At 67.1% G+C, this 22933-nt stretch carries 19 protein-coding genes and 1 tRNA gene; all 20 read right to left on the bottom strand.

The window, feature by feature from the left end; genetic code table 11:
- Nucleotides 1-159: 159 nt before the first annotated feature.
- The 20 genes from HMPREF2826_RS04550 to HMPREF2826_RS04455 all read right to left on the bottom strand — a co-directional run bounded on the left by HMPREF2826_RS04550 (nucleotide 160) and on the right by HMPREF2826_RS04455 (nucleotide 22922).
- Complete coding sequence (locus HMPREF2826_RS04550; RefSeq protein ID WP_070639582.1) at nucleotides 160-1389, bottom strand: sensor histidine kinase; 1230 nt, start codon at nucleotides 1387-1389, stop codon at nucleotides 160-162.
- Between the two features lie 27 nt (nucleotides 1390-1416).
- Entirely contained in the window at nucleotides 1417-2028 is a 612-nt protein-coding gene (locus HMPREF2826_RS04545) for a response regulator transcription factor (RefSeq protein ID WP_371440585.1), read from the bottom strand.
- Between the two features lie 41 nt (nucleotides 2029-2069).
- Nucleotides 2070-2771, bottom strand: coding sequence for a GTP pyrophosphokinase (locus tag HMPREF2826_RS04540; RefSeq protein WP_246824687.1), 702 nt, complete (start codon nucleotides 2769-2771; stop codon nucleotides 2070-2072).
- A 261-nt stretch (nucleotides 2772-3032) separates the two neighbouring features.
- Nucleotides 3033-3854 carry a histidinol-phosphatase HisJ family protein gene (locus HMPREF2826_RS04535; protein ID WP_070639578.1) on the bottom strand — a complete coding sequence of 274 codons (822 nt, stop codon included), beginning with the start codon at nucleotides 3852-3854 and terminating at the stop codon, nucleotides 3033-3035.
- Nucleotides 3855-3896: 42 nt separating this feature from the next.
- Nucleotides 3897-5402: an aminotransferase class I/II-fold pyridoxal phosphate-dependent enzyme gene (locus HMPREF2826_RS04530; RefSeq protein ID WP_083307260.1), complete on the bottom strand. Its 1506-nt coding sequence runs from the start codon at nucleotides 5400-5402 to the stop codon at nucleotides 3897-3899.
- A gap of 278 nt (nucleotides 5403-5680) precedes the next feature.
- Entirely contained in the window at nucleotides 5681-7543 is a 1863-nt protein-coding gene (locus tag HMPREF2826_RS04525) for an ABC transporter ATP-binding protein (protein WP_083307259.1), read from the bottom strand.
- Nucleotides 7544-8095: 552 nt separating this feature from the next.
- Nucleotides 8096-8171, bottom strand: a tRNA-Thr gene (locus HMPREF2826_RS04520).
- Between the two features lie 109 nt (nucleotides 8172-8280).
- Nucleotides 8281-9480: a purine-nucleoside phosphorylase gene (locus HMPREF2826_RS04515; protein ID WP_070639576.1), complete on the bottom strand. Its 1200-nt coding sequence runs from the start codon at nucleotides 9478-9480 to the stop codon at nucleotides 8281-8283.
- A gap of 33 nt (nucleotides 9481-9513) precedes the next feature.
- The gene (locus HMPREF2826_RS04510) at nucleotides 9514-10581 is read right to left on the bottom strand and encodes a hypothetical protein (protein WP_083307258.1); all 1068 of its coding nucleotides are present in this window, start codon (nucleotides 10579-10581) and stop codon (nucleotides 9514-9516) included.
- 241 nt (nucleotides 10582-10822) lie between these two features.
- On the bottom strand, nucleotides 10823-11395 hold the full coding sequence (locus HMPREF2826_RS04505; RefSeq protein ID WP_070639571.1) for a hypothetical protein: 573 nt from the start codon (nucleotides 11393-11395) through the stop codon (nucleotides 10823-10825).
- A gap of 8 nt (nucleotides 11396-11403) precedes the next feature.
- Entirely contained in the window at nucleotides 11404-12183 is a 780-nt protein-coding gene (locus HMPREF2826_RS04500; RefSeq protein ID WP_058270025.1) for an NYN domain-containing protein, read from the bottom strand.
- Nucleotides 12184-12243: 60 nt separating this feature from the next.
- Nucleotides 12244-13305 (bottom strand): NAD(P)-dependent oxidoreductase, encoded by a 1062-nt coding sequence (locus HMPREF2826_RS04495; protein WP_070639570.1) that lies wholly within the window; start codon nucleotides 13303-13305, stop codon nucleotides 12244-12246.
- A gap of 73 nt (nucleotides 13306-13378) precedes the next feature.
- Nucleotides 13379-14410, bottom strand: coding sequence for a DegV family protein (locus HMPREF2826_RS04490; RefSeq protein WP_070639569.1), 1032 nt, complete (start codon nucleotides 14408-14410; stop codon nucleotides 13379-13381).
- Nucleotides 14411-14426: 16 nt separating this feature from the next.
- Nucleotides 14427-15029, bottom strand: coding sequence for a ribosome hibernation-promoting factor, HPF/YfiA family (gene hpf, locus HMPREF2826_RS04485; RefSeq protein ID WP_070639568.1), 603 nt, complete (start codon nucleotides 15027-15029; stop codon nucleotides 14427-14429).
- A 160-nt stretch (nucleotides 15030-15189) separates the two neighbouring features.
- Nucleotides 15190-16254, bottom strand: coding sequence for a substrate-binding periplasmic protein (locus HMPREF2826_RS04480; RefSeq protein ID WP_083307257.1), 1065 nt, complete (start codon nucleotides 16252-16254; stop codon nucleotides 15190-15192).
- Nucleotides 16255-16631: 377 nt separating this feature from the next.
- Entirely contained in the window at nucleotides 16632-17372 is a 741-nt protein-coding gene (locus HMPREF2826_RS04475) for a ComF family protein (protein ID WP_246824686.1), read from the bottom strand.
- A gap of 118 nt (nucleotides 17373-17490) precedes the next feature.
- A complete protein-coding gene (locus HMPREF2826_RS04470; RefSeq protein WP_070639561.1) occupies nucleotides 17491-18474 on the bottom strand; it encodes a TatD family hydrolase in 984 nt (327 codons plus the stop codon).
- A 14-nt stretch (nucleotides 18475-18488) separates the two neighbouring features.
- Nucleotides 18489-19373, bottom strand: a complete 885-nt coding sequence (gene rsmA / locus HMPREF2826_RS04465; protein WP_070639559.1) for a 16S rRNA (adenine(1518)-N(6)/adenine(1519)-N(6))-dimethyltransferase RsmA — start codon at nucleotides 19371-19373, stop codon at nucleotides 18489-18491.
- A gap of 2 nt (nucleotides 19374-19375) precedes the next feature.
- On the bottom strand, nucleotides 19376-20998 hold the full coding sequence (gene metG / locus HMPREF2826_RS04460) for a methionine--tRNA ligase (RefSeq protein WP_070639557.1): 1623 nt from the start codon (nucleotides 20996-20998) through the stop codon (nucleotides 19376-19378).
- Nucleotides 20999-21263: 265 nt separating this feature from the next.
- Nucleotides 21264-22922 carry a helicase HerA-like domain-containing protein gene (locus HMPREF2826_RS04455; protein ID WP_070639555.1) on the bottom strand — a complete coding sequence of 553 codons (1659 nt, stop codon included), beginning with the start codon at nucleotides 22920-22922 and terminating at the stop codon, nucleotides 21264-21266.
- Nucleotides 22923-22933 lie beyond the last annotated feature (11 nt).

The following is a 22933-nucleotide window of genomic DNA, read 5'->3' as shown; positions in this document are numbered from 1 at the left end:
CGAGCACCCTCCAGGCCGCCGCAGCCGCACGGGCCGTCGCGACGCGTCGGGCATACGTCCTTGGTAAGTTAATCGTAATCAGATTGTAAGTCAATTGTTAGCCGACATGTCGCACGAGGAGACGGCGCGCCGATGCGCTCACAGGCCGCACGACGGGCCCTAGGGCAGCAGGCAGCTGAAGCTCACGACGCCGTCCTGCCAGCCGGCGCAGATCGACCCGCCCGCCTGCTCGCAGATGCGCTGCGCGACGGCGAGCCCTATACCGTAGCCCGACTGGTTCGAATGGGACGTGTCGCCCCGATAGAAGCGCTCGAAGAGGCGATCGAAGTCCACGCCCTCGCCGTTGGCATAGCTGTTGGACACCACCAGGCGCGCGCCACGGCGCCTGAGCGAGACCTTCGAGCGCCGCGGCACCGACACCCTCACCACGATGGACCCGCCCTCGTCACAGTACTTGGTGGCGTTGTCCAACAGGAGGCGAACGAGCTGCTCGACCTTGTCCCGACGCGCCGGGGTGACGACGCCGTCCTCTGGGACGCAGCTGAGCGATATGCCCCGACGCCGGGCCACCGACGCAAAGCCGGCGGCCACGTCGCTCACCACGGCGGCCACGTCCACATCCTCGAGCGGCGCCGACTCGTCCTCCTCGTCACGCGAGAACTCGACAAGGCGCCTGACCAGGCCGTCCAGATACTCCACCTGCCTCAGCGTGGAGGTCCCCCACTCGCTGGGGCCCTGAAGCGTCTCCTGAAGCTCGGTGTTGGCGCGGATGACGGCGAGCGGAGTCTTGAGCTCGTGGCTCGCGTTCGTGATGAACTCGCCCTGACGCCGCGCCGCCTCGATCTCGGGGCGAATGGCCTGGCGGGACATGAACCAGACGAGCACGAAGGCAAGAAGCAGGCCGCCGCCCAGGAAGATGAGGGTGTAGGAGAGGACCTGCCTCCCCTCCCCCAGCTCGATGGAGCCATCGACGAAGGCCACCACGGCGTCGCCGTCGGAGGCGTGGACGACCTTGTAGTAGTAGTCGCCGACGGATCCGGACTCAAAGATCGAGGAGACCGCCTGACGCGCCATGTCGGCGCCTAGGGAGGGGTCAAGGTCCTGGTCGTTGCCGCCCTGATACGAGACGAGCGACCCGTCGGGGCCCAAGGTGACCATGAAGTAGCGGGCGGTGCGCTGCGCGATCGAGAGCGAGCTGTCGGCGACGCTCGCGACCAGGACGCCGTCATGCTCGATGATGGACTGCAGCACGTTGTTCATGCGCGCCTGGGCGACGCCCATGTAGGCGCCGTTGACCAGCACGGCTATGAGCAGCATGGTGAGGAAGAACGCCCCGAGCATCGTGGCGATGATCTTGAGGCGCAGCCGTTGGATGGATCGCTCTCCCATGGTCGTCCCTCCCTGAGTCATCAAGCCTTACGAGACGAGACGCACGGTCTGGTCCTCGCCCTCGACGACCCTGAGCGACGAGCCCACTGACGAGAGCTTGGCCCTCAGGTACGAGAGGTACAAAGCGAGCGTCTCGTTCGTCGCGTCGGGGTCGTCCCCCCAGACGGTGGACAGGACGAAGGAGTGCGTCAGGGGCCGGTCCGCGTTCTTGACCAGAAGCTGCATGAGCTCGAGCTCCTTCACGGACAGGCGCACCGCGTTCTCGGCGGAGAGCTCCGAGCTTGACGGGCTCAGGGTGACGTCGCCCAGCGTGAGGACGTCATCGCCAAAGGCGTCACGGCGCTTGCACAGCGCCCGGACCCGCGCGAGAAGCTCCCTCATGGCAAAGGGCTTAGGCAGATAGTCGTCGGCGCCGGCGTCCAGGCCGGCCACGCGGTCGTCCACCTCCGCCTTGGCGGTGAGGAGCAGGACAGGGGTGGTGACGCCGCGGGAGCGCAGCTCGCCAAGGACCTCGATGCCGTCCTTGCGGGGCATCATGATGTCCAGGATGACGCCGTCGAAGCTCTCGGACAGAAGCCGCTCGAGCGCCTCCTCGCCGTCAAAGGCGCAGCACACCTCATAGCCGTTGTTCTCGAGGATGGCCTGGAGCGCGCGGTTGAGGTCACGCGTGTCCTCGGCGATCAGCAGTCGCATCGGACGTCACCTCCCGAAAGGTCAGAGGAGCGAATCATGTCTCGGATCGTCTGCATCGAGAGGTCCGTGGAGGCGAGCTCGTCGGCGCAGCGCTTGAGCTCGGCCGTGATGAGCGCGAGATTACCCGTGAGGTCATGCTTGTACTTCATCTGATGCTCAAGGGCCGCCCAGGTGTCCTGCGAGATGGTGCGCAGCTGAAACTCGGCGCAGAGGTCACCGTCCACGCGGACCACCATGTGGTAGCTCCGATAGCCGTTGGGCTTGACGTGGCGGATGTAGTCCTTCTCGCAGACGACCTTGACGCCGGGCAGCCGTGCGATGCGGTCGCGCATGAGGTAGACGTCGTTGAGAAAGGTGCACACCACGCGAACCCCCACGATGTCATGGATGCGCCCGAAGGCGGCATCGGCCGTCGCGGGGACCCCCTTGCGGCCGCACTTCTCGCGCAGGCTCGCGGGGCCCTTGACGCGGCCGAGAAGATGGGCGACGGGGTCATCGCCCCGCTCGGCCTTGAGCTCGACGCGCAGGGCGTCCACGTCTGCGAGCAGCCGGTCCTTCAGGGCGACCAGGTCCTGGTAGCGCCCGCCGTAGATGGCGTCCTCGGACGGATCCTCGACCTGCGGGTGGACGCCAGGGTTCAGGCTCGTCCCCCGCTCGTCGGTCCCCTGTGGCTCAATCGTACCTGTCACGCGGCACTCCCGCCTGTTCGTTGCCTGCGGCGCCGCACCGAGCGGCACGGCCCTGGGCCGAGGGGCCTGCCCTCGGACGAGGGGCCTCGCAGGGCCCGCTCGCGTGCGCGCCCGGACGTCCGTACACCCGGGCGCCAAAACGCCTGAACCATTGTATGCCCCCGATGCGCGGACCCTATTCAGGCCGGACGGCGAGAGGGGTGCGGCGGGTCGCGGCGCAGGTCTGCGCGGGCGGCGCCGCAGGCCCGCTCAAGACGCCGCCTACAGCGCGTCAAGGGCCAGCTGCCTGAGGCCCACCGTGCCGTCGGGCTCGTGCGCCAGGATGTTGACGTGCGTGAACCCGCATGCCAGGGCCGTGCGCACCGCGACGTCAAAGCCCCCGTCGAGCTTCTCCGCCTGGTGAGCGTCCGCGTTGATCAGAATCTGCCCGCCCATGTCGTTCAGCGCCCGTAGCAGCTCATGGCGCGGATACAGCTCGCGCTTGCGACCGCGGTTGACCGCGCCGCAGTTGATCTCGAAGGGGACCCCCTCGGACACGAGCCGCTCCATGGCCTCGAGCGCCGGCGCGAGGTAGCGCGGGTCCCCCTCGTCAAATGCACGCATCTGGTCGTTGAAGCGCGTCACCAGGTCAAAGTGACCCACGAAGGTGCAGTCGGTGCGCTCGTGCACCTGGGCCTCAAACTCATAGTAGGCGCGCGTGAGCCGGTACCAGTCTCCGCCGTAGAACTCGTCGCACAGCCGCCGGAGCGTCTCAGGGCTGCCATCGACGCTCATGGGCGTCTCCGTCGCGACCGGCAGGAAGTGAGTTGACCCGATGACGTACTCGGCGCCCGGACAGCACGACCGGTCAAACGTGTTGTCAAGCTCGACGCCCGTCAGGATGTCGATCCGCTCGCCATAGGCACGCTTGAGCCGATCGATCTCGCTCACATAGGCGGGCCAGTCCATGTGGATGTCCGGGTCCATGTGACCCGAGAATCCCAGGTGCTCAAACCCAAGGTCAAGGGCCCTTCTCACCATCTGTTCGGCGGTGTTCGTGCCGTCGCACAGCACGGTGTGCGTATGATAGTTTGCCCTGAGCATGTGACCTCCCTGAACGCGCTCGCGTGCCCCGCGACCTATCGCCTATCCCTGGCGATACTGCCCGAGAAAGTCCTCGAGGGCGTCCATGGCCTCCTGCAGCGTGTGCATGCGCGGCAGGTAGACGATGCGAAAGTAGCCGGGCTTCGCCCAGTTGAAGCCCTTGCCCCCCACGACGAGGACGCGCTTCTCCCTCAACAGGTCGAGGGCAAACTGATCATCGTCCGTGATGTTGAAGCGCGCGGGATCAAGGTGCGGAAAGATGTAGAAGGCCGCGCTGGGCTTGACCACCGAGACGCCCTCCATCGCGCTCAGGCGCTCATACACGTAATCACGCTGGTCGTGCACGCGGCCGCCCGGCACCAGGTAGTCCTTGACGCGCTGGTGCCCGCCCAGGCAGGTCTGGACGATGGACTGGGCCGGGACGTTGGAGCAGAGCCGCATGTTCGAAAGCATGTTGATGCCGTCGATGTAATCTCTGGCCAGCGACTTGTCGCCCGAGAGCGTCATCCAGCCGATGCGGTAGCCGGCGATCATGTGCGATTTGGAGAGCCCGTTGAACGTGACGCAGAACAGGTCGGGCGCGAGGCTCGCGATGGAGACGTGCTCCTGGCCGTTGAGCACGAGGCGGTCATAGATCTCGTCCGAGAAGATCACGAGCTGGTGTTGACGGGCGACCTCGACGATCTCCTGGAGCACCTCGCGCGGGTAGAGGGCGCCCGTGGGGTTGTTGGGGTTGATGATGACGATGCCCTTGGTGCGGTCGGTGACCTTGGCGCGGATGTCGTCCATGTCGGGGTACCAGTCCTGGTCCTCGTCGCAGACGTAGTGGACGACCTTGCCGCCCGCGAGCGTGGCGCTGGCGGTCCACAAGGGGTAGTCGGGACTCGGAATCAGGATCTCGTCGCCGTCGTCCAGAAAGGCCGACATGCACAGGTTTATGAGCTCCGAGGCGCCATTGCCCGTGTAGATGTCGTCCACGTCCACGTTGGCGATGCCCTTGAGCTGGTCATACTGCATGATCGCCTTGCGCGCCGAAAAGAGCCCGCGGCTTGAGGAGTAGCCCTGGCAGTCGACGAGCTGGCGCTGCATGTCGCGAACGACCTCGTCAGGCGTGCGGAAGCCGAAGGGCGCGGGATTGCCGATGTTGAGCTTGAGGATGTGGGCTCCCTCGTCCTCCATGCGGTTGGCCGCGTCGAGGACGGGCCCGCGCACGTCATAGAGGACGTTCTCGAGCTTGCTCGACTTCTTGAAGCTGCGACGTGACATGGTCGTGCCTTTCTGCGTGGTCGTTGGCCGTGCGGCGGTGGCGGCGGCCGGCATGGGGGGCGCCGCCGGGGGGCAGAGGCGATCGACCGGCATCCCCAGCAGCTCCGCCAGGGTCTCGAGCATGTCGGGCCGCGGCTCCGTCTTGCCGCTGAGATACTGCGAGAGCTGGCTCTTTCCCAGCTTGCGGCCCCGGTCTGCCGCCCTCTGCACAAGGTCGACCTGCTTGAGCCCCTGGACGTCCATCGCGGCCCTGAGCTGTTCGGCGAACGTCATCAATGCCATCGGGTGCCTCCAAAGTTCAATGTACTACGATGTTCAGTTTTCCGGTCCCTATAGTTCAATTTTGAGGCAAAGCATAGCACGTAACCTGGCGTTGACAGTTAGAAAGTTCAATATTTTTGTTGCGTGGTACGTAAAAAATTGAACATCGCGTAGGGCGCAGGGGTACACGTCGACGCGACAGGTCTTCCTGGGCGAGCTGGTGGACGGGAGCCTTGAGGTGGTGCCGTTCTCAAGGGCCGCAACAGAGAGGTGAGCGGCGGGAGCGGGACGCCGCGCGCCTAGTCCTCGGCGGCGTCTGCGGCGTCTCCCTCCAGAAAGCCGCCCGTCTGCCTGCTCCAGAGGCCCGCGTACTCGCCGCCCGCCTCCACGAGCTCGTGATGGGTGCCGTCCTCGACGACCGCACCCTGCGAGAGCACCACGATCCGGTCCATGGACGCCACGGTCGAGAGGCGGTGGGCCACCACCAGCGCGGTGCGGCCGCGCATGAGGTTCTCGAGGGCGTCCTGCACGAGGGCCTCCGATTCGCTGTCCAGGGCGGAGGTCGCCTCGTCGAGCACGAGGATCGGAGCGTCCACCAGGATGGCGCGGGCGATTGCCACGCGCTGGCGCTGGCCGCCCGAGAGCTTGACGCCCCTCTCGCCCACCATGGTGTCAAAGCCCCGGGGCAGCCGCTCTATGAACTCGAGGGCATTCGCCTGACGCGCGGCGGAGCGAATCTCGCCCTCGGTGGCGTCGGGCCTGCCGTAGGCGATGTTCTCGCGAATGGTCCGGTGGAAGAGGAGCGCCTCCTGGGGCACGTAGGCCACCTGCTGGCGCAGGGACTGCTGGGTGCAGTGGCTCACGTCCTGGCCGTCCACGAGGACGCGCCCCTCCTGCACGTCGTCCAGGCGAAGGAGCAGCTTGGTGAGGGTCGTCTTGCCAGAGCCCGAGCGGCCCACCAGGCCAACACGCTGACCCGCCGGTATATGCAGGTTGAGGTCCTCGAAGACCTTGTCGTCCGCCGGGGCGTCGGGATACCTGAAGCCGATGTGCTCAAAGTCGATGTTGCCCGAGGAGACCTTGAGCGCCGGCGCCCCCTCGTCGTCCTCCACGAGCGTGGGCTCGTCGAGGATGCGGGTCATCTCGGCGGCGTCGCCAAGAGCGCGGTTGATGCGGGCCATCATGGAGTTGAAGTAGTTGAAGCGCATCGTGAGGTTGTAGGTGTAGGTGAACATCATGACCAGCGTGCCCGCGCTGATGCCAAACCAGGCGTTGCCGCCGGACACGAAGATCGAGGCGATGAACATGATCACCGTGATGAGAAACGAGGTCATGAAGCCGCGCTGCACGGAGGCGCGCATGTTGGCGTTCGCGGCGACCATGGCCTCGCGGTTGGCCACGGTGAAGGTCTCGCGCTCAAAGTCCTCGCGTCCGTAGGTCTTGACGGCGAGGATGTTGGTCACGGCGTCGGAGAGCACGCCCGAGAGCTTGTTCTGGGCCTTTGACGCGTTGGCGGAGAGCACGAGGATGCGTTGGTACATGCGGTAGGCAAGCACGACGTAAAGGACGAGCATGACCATGAGCACGGCGACGAAGCTCGGTGCCGTGGGGGCCAGCATGCCGACGGTGAGGATGACGGAGGCGACGGTGGGCCACAGGGCATACGTGAGCACGTCCACAAGGCCCGCGTATCCGCTCACGAAGCGGGAGGTCTGACTCACGAGGCTGCCGCCAAAGCGACTGTTGTGGAACGTCATGGACTGGTTGGACAACGTGTCAAAGCACAGGCGCGAAAGCTGGTAGTCGCCGTTGATCTCAAGCTTATAGACGGAGTAGTCCTGGAGCTTGGAGAAGGTCTGCCCCACGGCGTTGACGACGAGCAGCCCCAAGATGTAGGGGCCAAACACCGAGAAGACCTCGTCGGGCGCGACGGGAGAGGCTTGGACGCGGTCCACGATAAGGCCCATGATGTAGGGGTTTGCGAAGGTGAGCAGAGCGATGTAACCCACGCTGCTGACGATGGAGAGCGCAAAGGCACCCGGCTTCTGCCTGGTGACCCGCCAGAAGTAGTAGAGCGTGCGACGTATGGTGGTGCGGTCTCCCTTGTTGCGGCGGTCGCCCTTGCTGGGAAGGGTGCTCGTCGCGGACTTACCTGACGCCATGGGTTGACCTCTCTCGCGCTGCGCGGACAAAATATTGCGCTTTCTACAGTTCTTCTTCAGGTGAGAATGGTACCTAAGCTGCCTGCGCATATGTCACAGAAGACATACCTGGGGGGCCTTGGCTGTGACATGTGCCTCCCTGGTGCGTCTCATCGTACCCGGCACGTTCCTTTGTTGCTTTGCAGCTATAGGTTTGCGAGCCGCGAGCCCACACGACTATAGGTTTGCGAGCGTCGGAGAGACGCACCTATAGGCTTGAGGAATCGGCGGCGCGTTTGCCCAGGTAAAAATCTTCTTGAATCCTCAAGCTTATAGCTTTGTCCCGAGGGGGCTCTCAAACGTATAACTTCGCGCTGAGGCGGCTCTCAAGCGTATAGTTCTGCGTCAGGTAAGCGCTCAAACCTATAGGAATCCCGGAATGGGTGCCGTCGCCGCTCTCAAACCTATAGGAACATGGCTGCAACGACGATGCCGGGACGTGCGACGCCAGAGGGACGGTCGCTTTATGAAAAGCAGGCCGTCGGGACACTCCCGACGGCCTGCGCGTTTGCATGGAGCCAGCTATCAGACTCGAACTGATGACCCCCGCTTTACGAGAGCGGTGCTCTACCAACTGAGCTAAGCTGGCGTTCCACATGGCGTCACGTCAACCAGCGGCGCAACAGAAGAATGATACCCGAAACAATCTTCTCTGCGCAAGGGGAAATTATCCTGCACCCGGCAGCACGCGCCCTACCCTACAGCAGGCGAAGCACTCCGCGCACCAGGCGCTCAAAGTCAGCGGCATGGCGCTCGGCCGTCGCGAGCACGGACTCGTGCGATGTGTCAGGATCGCCCGACTGGTTGGCCGCCAGCGTGAGGCCCAGCACGTTCATGCCCAGGGCATGCGCCATGATGACCTCGTTGACCGTGGACATTCCCACGTACGACACGCCCATGAGGCGCATCGCCGCGACCTCGGCCGGCGTTTCGAAGCAGGGTCCCAGCACGCCGGCGAGCACCCCCTCCTCGACCGTGATGCCCAAGTCGTCGGCGACACCGCGCGCCAGGGTGCGCAGGTAGGGAGTGTAGGCGTCCGTCATCCCCACGAAGGGCGTCTGAATGTCGCGCGTGCCGTCCCACTCCGCCAGGGGATTTTTGCCCGTGAGGTTGACCTGGTCGGTGATGATGCCCAGACCCACCTGGGCGTTACCGGGCACGGCGCCCGTCGCGGAGGCAAACACGATGTCCCTGCAGCCCAAGCGCTCAGCGTGACGCACGAGCGACGCCACCTCCGTGGCGCTGTAGCCCTGATACAGGTGGATGCGGCCGGGATAGACCACCACGGGCACCCCGTCCACGGTGCCGACGATGGCCTCGAAGCTGTGCCCCTGCACCGGCACGGCGTCCTCGGGAAAGCCGTCGATGTCATGGTAGTCGATGCGGCGCACGGGTTTGACCAGCTGGGCAAGATGTCCCAGGCCGGTGCCCATGACCAGCGCGACGGGATGCTCGACCGACGGCTTGCAGAGCTCGACGTCCCTCTCGCTGACCACGCAGACCCCCTCCTTCTTGAGGAGGCGCGCGAACACGCCGTCCCCCCTGACGAGCGTACCGGTGTGACTTCCATCGTAGACGAGCCCCGACCCGCAGGAGGGGCTCTTGGCCTTGAGAACGGCGAGAGGCACCTTCATCCCGCGGCGCAGGTGCCGCTCCAGCGCCACGCGCGCGCCCCGCTCGAACGCCTCCGTGACGTCCGTGCCGTCAGCAAGCAGCACGCGCCCGTCCGCTCGCCGCTCGGCGGGCGGACGCGGGACGGGAAGGCCGGCGTCCCTCTCGGGACACACCCCCAGGGCATCGACCTTCCCGCAGAGCTCCCTCACCGCGTCCGAGGGCTTTGCCGAGCCGTCATAGCGACAGGCGACGCCTCGCAGACAGCTGCTCACCAGCACGCGCATGAGCGACGCACCTCACCTTTGCCTCGCGTGACGCTAGGCGACCAGCGTCGAAAGCGCCAGGTTCGCCTTGGAGAGCTCGGCGTTGACGTAGGCCGTCCACTCGGAGGTGTACTGATTCTGGGCCGTCTGATACTGCTGGAAGGCCACGTAATAGGCGGCCTGCGCCGCAGCGTAGGACGCGGAGTCGCTGGTCACCTTATAGTTGGCAAGAGCCGTGGCGTAGGGGCTGCTGCTGTCCTTCCAGGCGCCGGCATCGGCGTCCCACTCGTCGCCGGCCAGGTTGAGGATATAGGTGGCGTAGTCGGGCGTCTCGGCGTCCTTGTTGCCGTCAGAGGGTGCGCTGGGCGCCGTGGGCTTTGCGGGGACCGTGGCGCTCACCACGGTGTCGCGCAGCTTTGAGATCTTGGTCGCCGCGGTGATCTGGGCCTTGACCGTCGCCTCGTCCAGATGGTACGTGGACGCGAGCTGCGAGAAGTCAGAGGTCCCCGTGAACTGCTGGGCGTAGGCGCTGACCTCGTCGTCCGAGACGTTGATGCCCTTGGCGGCGCAGAGGTCCATGAGGATGTTGTTGCGAGCCACGGAGAGGACGCCGTCGGCAGCAGGCACCTTGTAGCTGCCATCGTCCCCCTTTGCGGCATCGAGCGTCGAGCTCGCCGTGATGACGTCACGCACCGTCACGGCATGGGTCACGCCGTTGTAGGTGTAGCTTCCCAGCGGCGCGTCAAGCTCGGATTCGCTCACGGTCGTCTTGCCGCTGAGCGCCGAGGCCCCCGACGCCGCGGGAACCAGGCGAAGGGTGGCATAGCAGACGCCGGCGCCCACCAGCAGCGCCGCGACGCAGATGGCGATCCAGGAAGGGGTGGCAAGGCCGCGGCGCGTCCCTTCGGGCGCAGGCGACGTCTCGCGGGGCTCGTCGGTCTCACCGTCCTTGTGCGTCCGGGCGACCATGGCCGACCTCTTGGCCCGCTTGGCCTTGCCCGCCCCGCCAGGCGCCTCGTCCGCGCCGGGCGTCTCGTCCGAATTGGCAACGTCGCCCTTGGAGTCCCTCTCCATCGGCGCGTCCTTGGCGTCGAGTTCGACCTTATCCTTCTTGTGTGCCACGATACAGACCTCCTGTCACGCCCACGGGGCGCGTCGCCTCGCGTCGCGCTGACGTGAGCCAGGGCGCACGAGACCCCACAGATGCAAAATACGCAGACATGGTACGGCAGAGACGCGCCTGTCCTCCATGCCAGGGGCAAACGCGCATGAAAATGCCGCATCGCTGGTGTGGGGCAAAAAGGAGCGCCCCAGACGGCCGGCGTCGAGCATCCGGCGCCCGCCCGGCGACGGCGCGCCTTCCCTAGCGCCTGCTCAGCACCTCGATGATCTCCTTGGAATACGCGCGGATGTACCCGCGGCCGTTCTGCGCGTCAAAGCTCACGCGCGCCCTCAGCACCTCCGCCGCCTGGTCCGAGATGCTGCCGCCCGCCAGGCTCACCAGGCTGCGGAGCATGTCGCGGTACTCAGGATCCCCGTGGTAGCACTGGACGGCCTCGTCCAGGATGCGCCACACCTGGTCGGAGCGCTCGGGCGACGTCGAGCCGTAGGTGGCGAGAAAGCGAAACGCCGCAAGTCGCACGATTGAGGAGTCCTCGTCAAACAACGAGGTCTCAGCGCCCTCGAAGGCCTCCTCGAGACAGCCCGGGTCGATGGTCACCATCTCGCTCAGGGCGTCAAGCAGCTCCCAGCGGGTCTGGGCCTCGGGACGGTCAAGCCCGTCAATGATCTCGCCGGCATAGTCAAACAGCTGGTTGGGGTCCTCCTTGGCCAAGAGGGCGATCTGATGCGCCGCCTCCTGCCTCAGGCGGCGGTTGGGACCGTCAAGCTCGGCGGCAAGGTCGCCGACGGACGTTTCCTGCGTTTCCTCTGACATGCTGTCCCCTATTCGCTAAAACCGTCCACCATGACCGTGCCCGAACGAGGGTCCTGGTGGATCTCGATGAATCCGAGCTTTGACGCCTCACGCAGCAGGTTCGAGAACGACCGATACCCATAGCTGCGCTCCGAGAACTGCGGGCGCTTGCGCTTCATGGTGTCCTTGAGCCGCGAGGCGAGGATGGCGCTGTCCGTGCTCTCGCCCTGAAGTGCGTCGATGGTCTCAAAGAGCAGCTGGTAGCAGCCGTGCTTCTCCTTGGGGACCTTCTGGGCGTAGTCCGGGATGCCGCTGGTGCTCACGACGTCCTCGTAAAAGAGGAACTCATCGCAGACCTCGGCCAACAGGGAGCTGGTGGACTCCTTCATGCCGACGCCGATGACGGTCTTTCCGAACTCCTTGAGCTTTGCCACCAGGGGCGAGAAGTCCGAGTCGCCCGAGAGGATCGCAAAGGTGTCGATATGCTCCTTCGTGAGGCACATCTCGACGGCGTCCACGGCCAGGCGGATGTCCGCCGAGTTCTTGCCCGTGAACGCGCGGTCGGGAATCTCGATGAGCTCGATGCCCAGCTCGTGCAGGGGGGTGATGGCATCGTCAAAGCGCTGCCAGTCGCAATAGGCGCGCTTTGCCGCGATGCGGCCCTTGTCGACGAGTCGCTCGAGGATGCGCTTGACGTCCGGACGGGGCCCTGGCTCCTGGTGGCCGTTACGTTTGCGCTTACCCGTCCCAAGCGCAAGGTTCTCGTAGTCTATGAGGACTGCGAGGGAGCTCTGATTGTTCTCGTTCATGCCTCGTACGGTTCCTTTCGTGCGTGCGGGCGCCAGGACGGCGCCGCGGTCGTTGTCGTCTTACTGATGACGAGACTCGTGTGGCTCGTGCTCATGGCCGCAGTCGCAGCCGTCGTCGCAGCCGCAGCCGCACGCGTCCTCATGGCCCTGGTGGGCAGCATGTCCGTGACCCGCGTCATCGAGCTCGCCCTCGGCCTCCTCGTCCAGGCCCGACCAGTCAAGCCCGGCGGCGGCAGCCGTGGCGTCATCGGCGTACAGCAGGGTGACGGCCTGCGTCCCCAGCCGCGCTCCTCCGATCTTGCAGAGCAGGTCGTAGAGGCTCTCGGCGGTCTGGACGCTGGGAAACGCGACGTCGAACTCATCGGCCTCGGCCAGGGCGAGGCGCAGGTCCTTGCGCAGGTGCTCGACCATGAAACCGGGGCGGTAGTCGCCCGCGACCGATTTGGGCGCCAGCGCGCGCAGCGCCGTGGATCCTCCCATACCCTGGGAGACGATGTCAATGACCTGGGACTTGTCGAGACCCTCGCGCTCAGCGAGGGCGAGGGCGTCCGCATAGCCCACCATGGCTGCGCCCAGGGACACCTGGTTGCACAGCTTGGCGGCCTGGCCCCTGCCGGCTCCGCCAAGATAGTGGATGTGCGCCGAGAAGCTCTCGAGCAGCGGGCGCACCGCCGCCGCCTCCTGCGGGGAGACGCCCGCCATGAGGGTCAGGGTCCCGTCAACGGCGCCTTGCTCGCCGCCCGTGACCGGACAGTCGAAGGCATGCCTGCCCGCGACCTCCGCGGCGTCGTGAATGTCACGCGCAAGCTCGGGGGAGCTGGTGGTGAGGTCCACCATCCAGGCGCCGGGCCTGGTGCTGCTGATGAGCCCGTCCCGAGCGAGGTAGACCTCCTCGACCTCCTCGGGATAGCCGAGCATGGTGAAGACGGCGTCGGCGTCCCGGGCGGCCGAGGCCACGTCGGCAGCCCAGCGCGCCCCGCGGGCGACGAGAGGGTCGGCCTTTGACTTGGTGCGGCTATGTACCGTGAGCTCGACGCCGGCGTCCATCAGATGAGCCGCGATCGGGGCGCCCATGATGCCAGTGCCTATGAAGGAGACCGTGCGTATGGTTGTGCCCTGCATGGGAGCCACCTTTCATGTGTGTCGCCGGACGTCGCCGCGCCGGCCTCTGGGACGGAGGGCAGAACCGCCGTCGTCACGCCCCCAGGGATGCCTTGCGCACCTTGCGCGTGATGCGGTCGGTCAGCGAGAGCTTCTCGCGACGGTCGACGCCCCAGAACGTGAGGGCCACCATCCCCGGGCCGACGTGGCTGCCCAAGGTGGGCGACACCTGACTCCTGATGATGGTGACGTCCTCGCAGCCCTTCTCCTTGCGGACCTCGCGCTCGAGCCAGTCGGCGTCCTTCTCGGCGTCGGTGGACACGATGGCAAGGGGCAGCGACGGGTCGTGCGCGTAGTTCTCACGAAAGTCCTGGATGATCGCGCGCAGGGCCTTCTTGCGCCCGCGACACATGCCCCTGAGCGTGAGCGCTCCGTTGAGGTCGAACGAGAGCTCGGGCTTGATGTCGAGCTTTCCGCCGACGTTGGCGGCCGCAGGCGGGATCCTGCCTCCCGCGGCAAGGGTCTCAAAGCCGTCGAGCGTGAAGTAGCCGTGCACGAAGTAGCGGGCGTCGGCCGCCCAGGCGTACAGCTCACGCGCCGTGAGGCCCAGCGACGCCTGACGGCAGACCTCGATGGCAAGAAGCTCCCCGCAGGCGGAGTCCACGGCGTTGTCCAGGACGTAGAGCTCAAAGTCGGGAAACTCCTCCCTCACGAGATCCTGGGCCTGACGGGCGTTCTCGATGGACGACGAGAGCCCGCCCGCGAGCCCCAGATACAGGCTGGGCGTGCCCTCCTGGGCGGCGCGACGGAAGACCTCGAGATACCGGCCGGGAGTGATGGCGCAGGTGCTGTAGTGCAGGCTGGGATCCTGTCGCATGCGCTCATAGAACTCGTGAGGGTCGCCCGTCGTCCAGAGGTCGTCCACCTTCTCGCCCTCGGGCGTGACGTAGGTAAAGGGGATGACCTCGACGCCAAGACGTCGGGCGACCTCGGGGGCGTAGTCCGCCGAGGAGTCCACGATGATGCGCACTGCGGGAGCGTGACGATGCCGGTGGCCCGCCACGGCAGGCTGCCTGTCGCTGGGGGCCACGCGGCTCTGGTCCGTCTGACTGACGTCCTGGGACATAGGAAACTCTCCTGACTTAGGCCTCGTCGGGAACGTCGACCCGGGGCTTGATGATGCCATATCCGCCGTTCTCGCGATGGTAGATGACGTTGACGAGGCCCGTGGCGGCATTCTCGAAGACGTAGAAGTCATGGCCCAGAAGGTCGGTCTGGACGAGCGCCTCCTCCTCGGTCATGGGACGCAGGTCGATCAGCTTCTCACGCACGAGCTGGGCGTCCTCCTCCAGCTCGGCCTTGGTGGGCTCGATGAGGCTGCCCAGGTCGGCAGGCGACCCCATGGCGGTGCGAATGGACTCGGCCGCCTTGCGCTGCCTGCGATCGACGACGCGCGTCTTGTACTTGCGCAACTGCCTGGTGACCTTGTCGGCCGCCTCGTCGATGGCGACGTACATGTCGGCGTGGCTCGCCTCCACGCGCACGACCGTGTCGCGCACGAACACCGTGACCTCGCAGGACGCGCGGTCGGGGTTGGAGCGGTTCTTCCCCACGCGCAAAACCACGTCGCAGCTCATGGGGCTGATGTCAAAGACCTTGAGCGCATCTCCGACCTTGGCGTTGACGCGCTCGCGCATGCCGTCAGAGACGGAGACCTTGCGTCCCGAGATCTTGATGTCAACCATCGGTACCTCCTCGTGTGCGTTTGAACTGGCAGGGAGCGCCCGTACCTTCCTCTTACCCAAACCGCGTGAGCTGGTTTCTTGCGCAGGCGCCCGGCGGCGGGGCGGCGGCGGGCCGTCCCCGAGCGAGGGAGGCGAGCTGCGCCTAGATGGGTCGCAACGGCTAGTCGGAGAGGGACACGGCGTTGGCTCCCGCCGTGGGGGTGCCCGTCAGGGCGGCGGAGGCCATGTTGGTCGTGGCGGCCTGCGCCGCCGAGGCCGACTCGCTCTCCGTGACGGCGTCCGGCTGCTTGGCGGGAACGTCCTTGACGGCATCGCCGGGCGTCAGCTTCGCAAAGTCGCCCATCCACCGCGCGCGCGTGAGGTCATAGATGCCGTTGCCCTGAATGGTGTCGAGCGCGGCGCCGAGGGCCGTCTGGAGCTCGGCGTTTGAGCTGGCGCAGGCCATGCCCTCCGCGACGGGCGCGGCAAGCGTCCCGGCAAACGAGACGTCACCGTAGCCGCGCGCGAGATAGGCGCCCGAGTACGCCTCGCAGAGCACGTAATCGACCTCGCCGCGATCCAGCGCCGCGAAGGCGTCGTTGAGGTTGGCGTAGCCGTCCTTGACCGTCACGTTGAGCCCCGTGGCGGCGAGCGCCGACGACGAGACCGACCCCGCCTGCATGCCGATCTTCTTGGACGAGAGGTCCTCGACCCGGGCGACGCCCATGGAACCCTTGTGGAAGAAGGCGGAGGCGGTCTCGGCATAGGCACCCACGAGCGTGTAGACGCCCTGGTCGCTTGCCTGCTGTCCCATGACCACGTCGCATACCGTGCCCAGGGAGCTGGCGGGGTCGCTCACGTCGACGAACTTGACCTTGAGGCCCATCTGGTCCGCCAGGGCTGAGGCAAGGTCCACGTCCAGACCGGCCACCGCGCCGTCGGCCTGATAGCACAGCGGCACCATGGTGCCGTGCAGGTTGACGCCCACCGTCAGCGTGCCGGGCGTGACCAGCGCGCTGTCGGGAACCGTCTGCTCGACCTGCGGCCGAGAGGACGTGCCCGCGTCGGGCGACGATCCGGGCAGCAGGGACATGACGGCCCCGGGGACCTTGGCGACCTCAGAGAGGACCAAGCCGGCGACGTCCTGAGCCGCGGAAAGGTCGGGAAGGTCGCATCCGGTCAGGCCGAGGCTCATGGCGAGCGCCATCGCCCCTGCGATTGCCGCGGTCCTGCTGCGTGCTGTCATCGTATCCCCCGTGTCAGATGTGCCGTCCCGACGCCTTACTCAGCTGACCTGGTATTTGGCCCCACACTCGCGCACCGGGACTCTGGCTTCGGGGCTGCGGCCCCCCACCGTAGGTCCTCTCGCCCGCGGGGCCCCATGCCCCGAAGGTGTCGGGCGGTGCGGCTTACCCCTAGGACGAGCCATGCTCGCCGGAACGCTCACGCCCGGCTTACGTGGATCCTTTTGGCCTCGTCTGCCATGGACTAGGGAGCGAGGACGCGGTCGTGCGCGCCTCTCTCCCGCAACCACAGACCTGAGTAAGGCCTTGTAATTATACCAGCTTTGCGCGACGCGCACGAACCATGCCGTTTGCAGACGGCAGGTCGGAGGGGGATGCGTCAAACGCGGGCAAACGCGCAGCAGGTCACCGACGCGGCCCCGCGGGCGAGCAGCGCCCGGGTCGCGGCACGCATGCTCGCCCCGGTTGTGATCACGTCGTCCACAAGCAGGAGCCTGAGCCCGTCCAGGTCATCCAGGGCGCGCACGCTGCCCTCAAGGTTGGCGGCGCGCTGCCTGCGGCCGAGCGAACGCTGGTCGCGGGCGCTGTCGCGCACCAGGACGTCGGCCAGGGGCAGGCCCGTCTGACGGCACAGCTCACGCGCCACAAGCTCCATGTGGTCAAAGCCGCGTCGCGCAAACGCGGCGCCCGTGGCGGGCACGAAGCACACGGCGTCTGTCTCGGCGACGTCAAAGCGGGGCGTCCCCGACCATGAGGGCCACGCGGACGCCTCGTCAAGGGAGACGACCATGGCGGCCGCCAGCACCCGGGCCAGCCTCCGCTCGTGGTGGTCCTTGAAGATCGTGACGAGGCGGGCGGGCAGCCCCCCGAAGCGCACGGCGCAGACGGTGGCGCGACTCGCCCAGTCGTGGTCGCATTCGGTGCAGGTGATATGACCGAAGGGCGCGCCGCAGCCCGGGCAGGCCCATCGCTGGTCGATCCAGGCGAGAGAGCGGCGGCAGTCGGCGCAGAGCAGCTCCCCGGGGCGGTCGCAGCCCACGCAGCGCGTGGGCCACAGCAGCTCGGCGAGCACGGACGCGAGCCGCCCGCCCGGCGTGTCGCCCGAAGGGTCCAGAAGCACGGCGCCACCTCCCCCGGCCACGATGCCGAAGGTCACCCGACATCCCCGGCATCCCCAGGCTAGGGGGTGCGGCTGGCGCCTGACGTGCCGCAGGCTCGCGCCCGGCTGGCGTCACGCGTCAGCGCGCGGGCGCGTCAAGCCCAAAGAGCGCGCAGGCGTTGCGCCAGAGCGCCGCATAGGTCTGCTTTGGCGGGACGCCGCAGCACTCGGCGCGCACCTGCGCCGCGAGCGCCGCCGTGAACGCAACCATGGCAGGCTCGCACTCCTGGCCGCGCAGAGGCACGGGCGCCATGTAGGGGCAGTCGGTCTCGGTGATGAGAAGCTCCTCGGGACAGGCGGCGAGCGCCGCGCGAACGTCGTCCGAGCGCCTGAACGTTGCCGCCCCGCCAAAGGCCACGTAACAGCCGAGTCGAACGAAGGGCTCCATGACCTCGGACCCCTGCGTGAAGCAATGCAGGTCGCAGCCGGCGGCGGGGACGCCCTCCTCCATGAGCACCCGCGCCGCCAAATCATGGGCGCGCGTGTCGTCTTGTCCGTCCCTGATGTGGAGCTCCACGGGAAGCCCGCGCTCATGGGCCAGGCGCAGCTGGCGGCGAAAGGCCTCTTCCTGCAGCGCCAGAGGAAGCTCGCCGTAGGGTCCCAAATCAAGGCCGATCTCTCCCACGCCCACGGCGCGGGGGCTCGCCAGCAGCTCGTCCAAGGTCGCGAGTCGCGCGGCGTCGAGCCGGTCCGCCCCATAGGGATGCACGCCCGCGACGATGCGCACGTTGTCCAGAAGATCCGGCGCATCCCAGCCGTCAGCCGCTGGGGGGACGACGCCCTCCCGCGCACGGGCGTCCAGCAGCTCCCGCGCACGCTCGACCTGGTCGTCCAGCCACGTGAGCAGGTCAGAGGCCGTGGGCCAGGGGCCGCCGACGTCCTCCACGGCATCGAGGGGCACCACGAGGAGGCGGACCCCCGCCAGGGCGGCCCTAGTCAGGGCCTCCGCGGCGTCATGGTCACGAAGGCAGTTTATGTGGCCGTGAGTGTCGGCAAGGGGGGCCAGGGGACGGGGGGTCTCGACGGGCCTTCCCTTGGCATCGGTAAGGGCGAGACGTGACATGGCTCACCAACCCTTCATCGGCGGTCCAATGCGGCAGCAAGACGAACGAAGTCCTCGGGCGCGAGGGTCTCCGCGCGCGCGGCGGGCAGAATGGCCGCGCGCTCAAGGGACTCGCTGACGCGGGCGGGGTCGTAGCCCCCCGCCACCAGGTTGTTCCTGATGGTCTTGCGTCGCTGGGCGAAGGCGGCGTTGATGACGCGCGTCACCGCCAAGACCCGCTCGTTCGCAAGGCACGCGCCCGAGGCCGGATCGCGGGCGGGACGTCGGTCTATGCGCAGCACGGCGGAGTCAACGTGCGGAGGCGGCATGAAGTTGCCCGGCCCCACCTCGAAGCGCCCGGTGACCCGCCCAAAGAGCGCAAGCTTCGCCGTGTAGGCGCCGTAGGCCCTGCCGCCGGGGCGCGCCGCCATACGGTCGGCGACCTCGGCCTGCACCATCACCACGAGCCGCCGGACGCTGGGAAGGGTCTGGAGCACCTGGAGCACGAGCGTGGCCGCAACCTGATAGGGCAGGTTGGCCACGAGGGCGTGGGGCGCTTCGTCCTCGCCGAGGCGCGCCAGAACGCCGTCGGGCACCTGGGCCAGGGCGTCTCCCCACACGAGGTCGAGCCGGCCCGGCGCCTCGTCGGCAAGCTCGCCGAGCGCCGGCTCGAGCGCGCGGTCCGCCTCGATGGCGATGACCCTCCCCGCCCGGGGCAACAGTCCCAGCGTGAGCGTGCCGATGCCCGGCCCCACCTCAAGAACGCACTCCTCGCCCCCCAGCTGGGCGAGGTCCAGGATCTTTCCGATGACCTCGTCGTTCACCAGAAAGTTCTGACCCAGCCGATGCTTGGCGTACAGCCCGTGGCGACGAAGCGTCGCGATGGCCTGCTCCCTGCTGGCCAGACGCGAGTACGCCATGCCTAGTCCCTGCCCGCCAGGCGCGGGAAGAGGGCGCTGCCCTTGGTGACGCCCACGCCGCCCTTGATCTGCCCCCAGGCGCAGGCGGCGCGAAGGTCCGTGGTGGCGGCCTCGTCGGCAAGCCCCATGCGGCCCAGCACCTCCGCCGAGGTCTGGGGCATGAAGGGCATGAGCAGGTGGGCGCAGATGCGGATGGACTCCAGCAGATTGCAGATGATGTCCGCGAGCTCGCACGCGCGGGCGGGATCCTTGGCGACGGTCCACGGCGCGGAGTCCTCCACGTAGTGGTTGGCCGCGTGGACGAGCTCCATGATGACGTTCCTCGCCGCCACGTACTCGATCTTGTCCATGTGGGCGCAGTAGCGCTCGGCGATGCCCTCGGCCACGGCGCGCAGGGGACTCTCGCGCGCGGCCCAGCCCTCGTCGAAGGCGGGCGTGGAGCCGTCGAAGTACTTGGCGCTCATGTTGAGGGCACGGCTCACGAGGTTGCCCCAGCTGTTGGCGAGGTCGGCGTTGTAGACCTGCTCCATGCGCGCGAAGCTGATGGCGCCGTCCTCGCCGGGCACGACGTCGGTCATGAAGTAGTAGCGATAGCCCTCCACGCCCAAAAGGTCGATGACCTCCTGGGGGGCGATGGCGTTGCCGCGCGACTTGCTCATCTTCTCGCCCTGGCCCGTCTCGTCGTTCCTGACCATGAGGAAGCCGTGGGCAAAGACGTGCTCGGGCAGGGCCTCGCCTATGGCCATGAGCATGGCGGGCCAGATGACGCAGTGGAAGCGGATGATGTCCTTGCCCACCACGTGGAACTGCGCCGGCCAGCGGTAGGCGAGCTCGCGATTCGCTTCCTGGCCCTCCTGGCCGTAGCCGACGGCCGTCAGGTAGTTGAGGAGCGCGTCAAACCACACGTAGGTCACGTGCCTCTCGTCAAAGGGAAGCCTGATGCCCCAGTCGAAGCTCGTGCGGCTCACGGAGAGGTCCTGGAGCCCGCCCTCGACGAAGGTGCGGACCTCCCTCATGCGGAAGGAGGGCATCACGAAGTCGGGCCGCTCGTCATAGAGGGCGAGGAGGCGGTCCTGGAAGGCGGAGAGCTTGAAGAACCACGACTCCTCCTGGACGCGCTCCAGGGGCCGCCCGCAGTCGGGACAGAGGTGCTCCCCCTCGCTGTGGCGCCCCTCGTCGGCCTTGCGCACCTGGTTCTCGGTGAAGTAGGTCTCCTCGGGCACGCAGTACCAGCCGTCGTAGGAGCCCTTGTAGATGTAGCCCGACTCCCTCATGCGCTCCCAGAGGTACTGGACGGCGCGCACCTGGCGCGGCTCGGTGGTGCGGATGAAGTCGTCGTTGGAGACCTCGAGCGTATGCCAGAGCTCCTTGAAGAGGGGGGCCTGGCTGTCGCACCACTCCTGCGGGCTCATGCCGTGCTCGCGGGCCGCCTCCTCGACCTTCTGGCCATGTTCGTCCATGCCCGTGAGGAACTTGACGTCATAGCCCATGGACATGCGATAGCGAGCCTGGACGTCGGCGAGGATCGTGGAGTACGCCGTGCCAAGGTGGGGCCTGGCGTTGACGTAGTAGATGGGCGTGGTGATGAAGAAGGGCCTCTTGCTGTGGTCGATGGGCTGTGCCATGGTTTTGCGCTCCTGGTGTGAGGAAGGGGGCGGCCGAGTGCCGACGGCATCCCGGCGGCGGGACGTCGCACGATTGTTCATTCTACCTCACGGCACGCAGGGCGGGCGTTATGGGGCGCGGGCGTCTCTCCCACGACGTCACCAGGACGCGGCGGCACCAGGACGAGAGGCCCGCGAAAACGACGCGCCCATGGTCACCCGCAAGGATCAGGCCAAGGCCGTTGCGCGCGGAAGGCGCCTCCCTGGGCTCCTTGGGCGAGACGGGCTATCGCCTGAGGGCCCCAAACAGGCCGCGGGTGAGTTGGCGCGTGGCCTCGCGCCCAAAGGTGCCCAAAAGGGAGCCGACGACGCGCTGTGCCTGCTTGCTTAGCTGCTCGCGGCGGCGCGCCTCCTCGCGGGCGACGCGCTCCGCCTCACGCTGCTGGCGCTTGAGGGCGGCCTGGGCGTCGCGCTCAGCCTGACGCCGTTGACGCTCCAGCTCCCTCTGGGCGGCTGCGGCGGCCTTGGCGTCGTCCTTCTCCCTCTGCTTGGCGGCGGCGTCGGCCTCGGCCTGACGCTTGGCCTCGAACTCGGCCTTCTCCCTCTCGAGGGCCTCGCGCTCGGCCGCAAGCCGGGCGCTCGCCTCGTCGTTGGCCTTCTGGTCCTGAATCTGCTCGAAGGCGCTCTGACGGTCCACGGCGTCGCCGTACTTGCCCATGAGGTCGGCCTGGGCCTCCTGCACCTGCAGCATCATGGCGTCCGAGGCGGCCGCCATGGAGCACTGGGGAAAGAGGACCTTGGCCCTCTGCACGACGCAGGGGGCGCCCTCCTCGTCCAAGAACGAGACGAGCGCCTCGCCGGTGCCGACCTCCTGAAGCGCCTGCACGCTGTCGAAGGCGGGGTTGGCGCGGAAGCTCTCGGCCGCCGCCCTGACCGCCCGCTGCTCGGCGGGCGTATAGGCGCGCAGGCCGTGCTGCACGCGGTTGGAAAGCTGCGCCAGCACCTCGTCGGGGATGTCCGACGGGCTCTGCGTGATGAAGTACACGCCCACGCCCTTGGAGCGGATGAGCTTGACGACCTGCACGAGCTTGTCTTGGAGCGCCTTGGGCATGCCGTCAAAGAGCAGGTGCGCCTCGTCAAAGAAGAAAACGAACGCGGGCTTGTCGGGGTCGCCCACCTCGGGCAGGGTGTCAAAGAGGGACGAGAGCATCCAGAGCAGGAACATGGCATAGATCTGCGGCGTCTGGATGAGCCTGGCGGCGTTGAGGACGTTCACATAGCCGCGCCCGTCGGAAGCGCGGCAGAACCAATCGGCCAGATCCAGATTTGGCTCGCCAAAGAAGACGTCGCCGCCCTGGTCCTCGACGACCATGAGCGCGCGTTGGATGGCGCCGACGGTGGCGGCGGACACGTTGCCATAGGTGGTCTGGTACTCCTTGGCGTGCTCGCTCACGTACGCGAGCATGGAGCGCAGGTCCTTGAGGTCTATGAGCAGCAGGCCGTTGTCGTCCGCCACCCTAAACACGATGTTGAGGACGCCCTCCTGCACGTCCGTGAGACCCAGCAGGCGACTCAGGAGCACGGGCCCCATATCGCTGATCGTGATGCGCACGGGCAGGCCCGCGTCGCCCAGCATGTCCCACACGCGCACGGGGCAGCCCACGAAGCTCACCTGGTCGGGCTCGAGCCTGAAGGTGTCCTGGCAGCGCTTCCGGATGAAGTCGGTCATCCAGCCGGCCTCGGCCATGCCGGTGACGTCGCCCTTGACGTCAGCCATGAAGACGGGAACCCCCGCCTGCGAGAAGCCCTCGGCCATGACCTTGAGGGTCACGGTCTTGCCCGTGCCCGAGGCGCCGGCGATGAGGCCGTGCCGGTTTGCCTGGCCAAGCAGAAGGAAGCAGGGGTCCTCGCCCTGGGCCATCCAGATCTTGTCGTTCACGAGCATGACGTCTCCTC

Source organism: Olsenella sp. HMSC062G07, from assembly GCF_001811895.1.
In the GTDB taxonomy this organism is placed as follows: Bacteria; Actinomycetota; Coriobacteriia; order Coriobacteriales; family Atopobiaceae; genus Olsenella_F; species Olsenella_F massiliensis.
The sequence above is the reverse complement of the archived record's forward strand: the minus strand, read 5'-3'. Positions and strand labels throughout refer to the sequence as shown.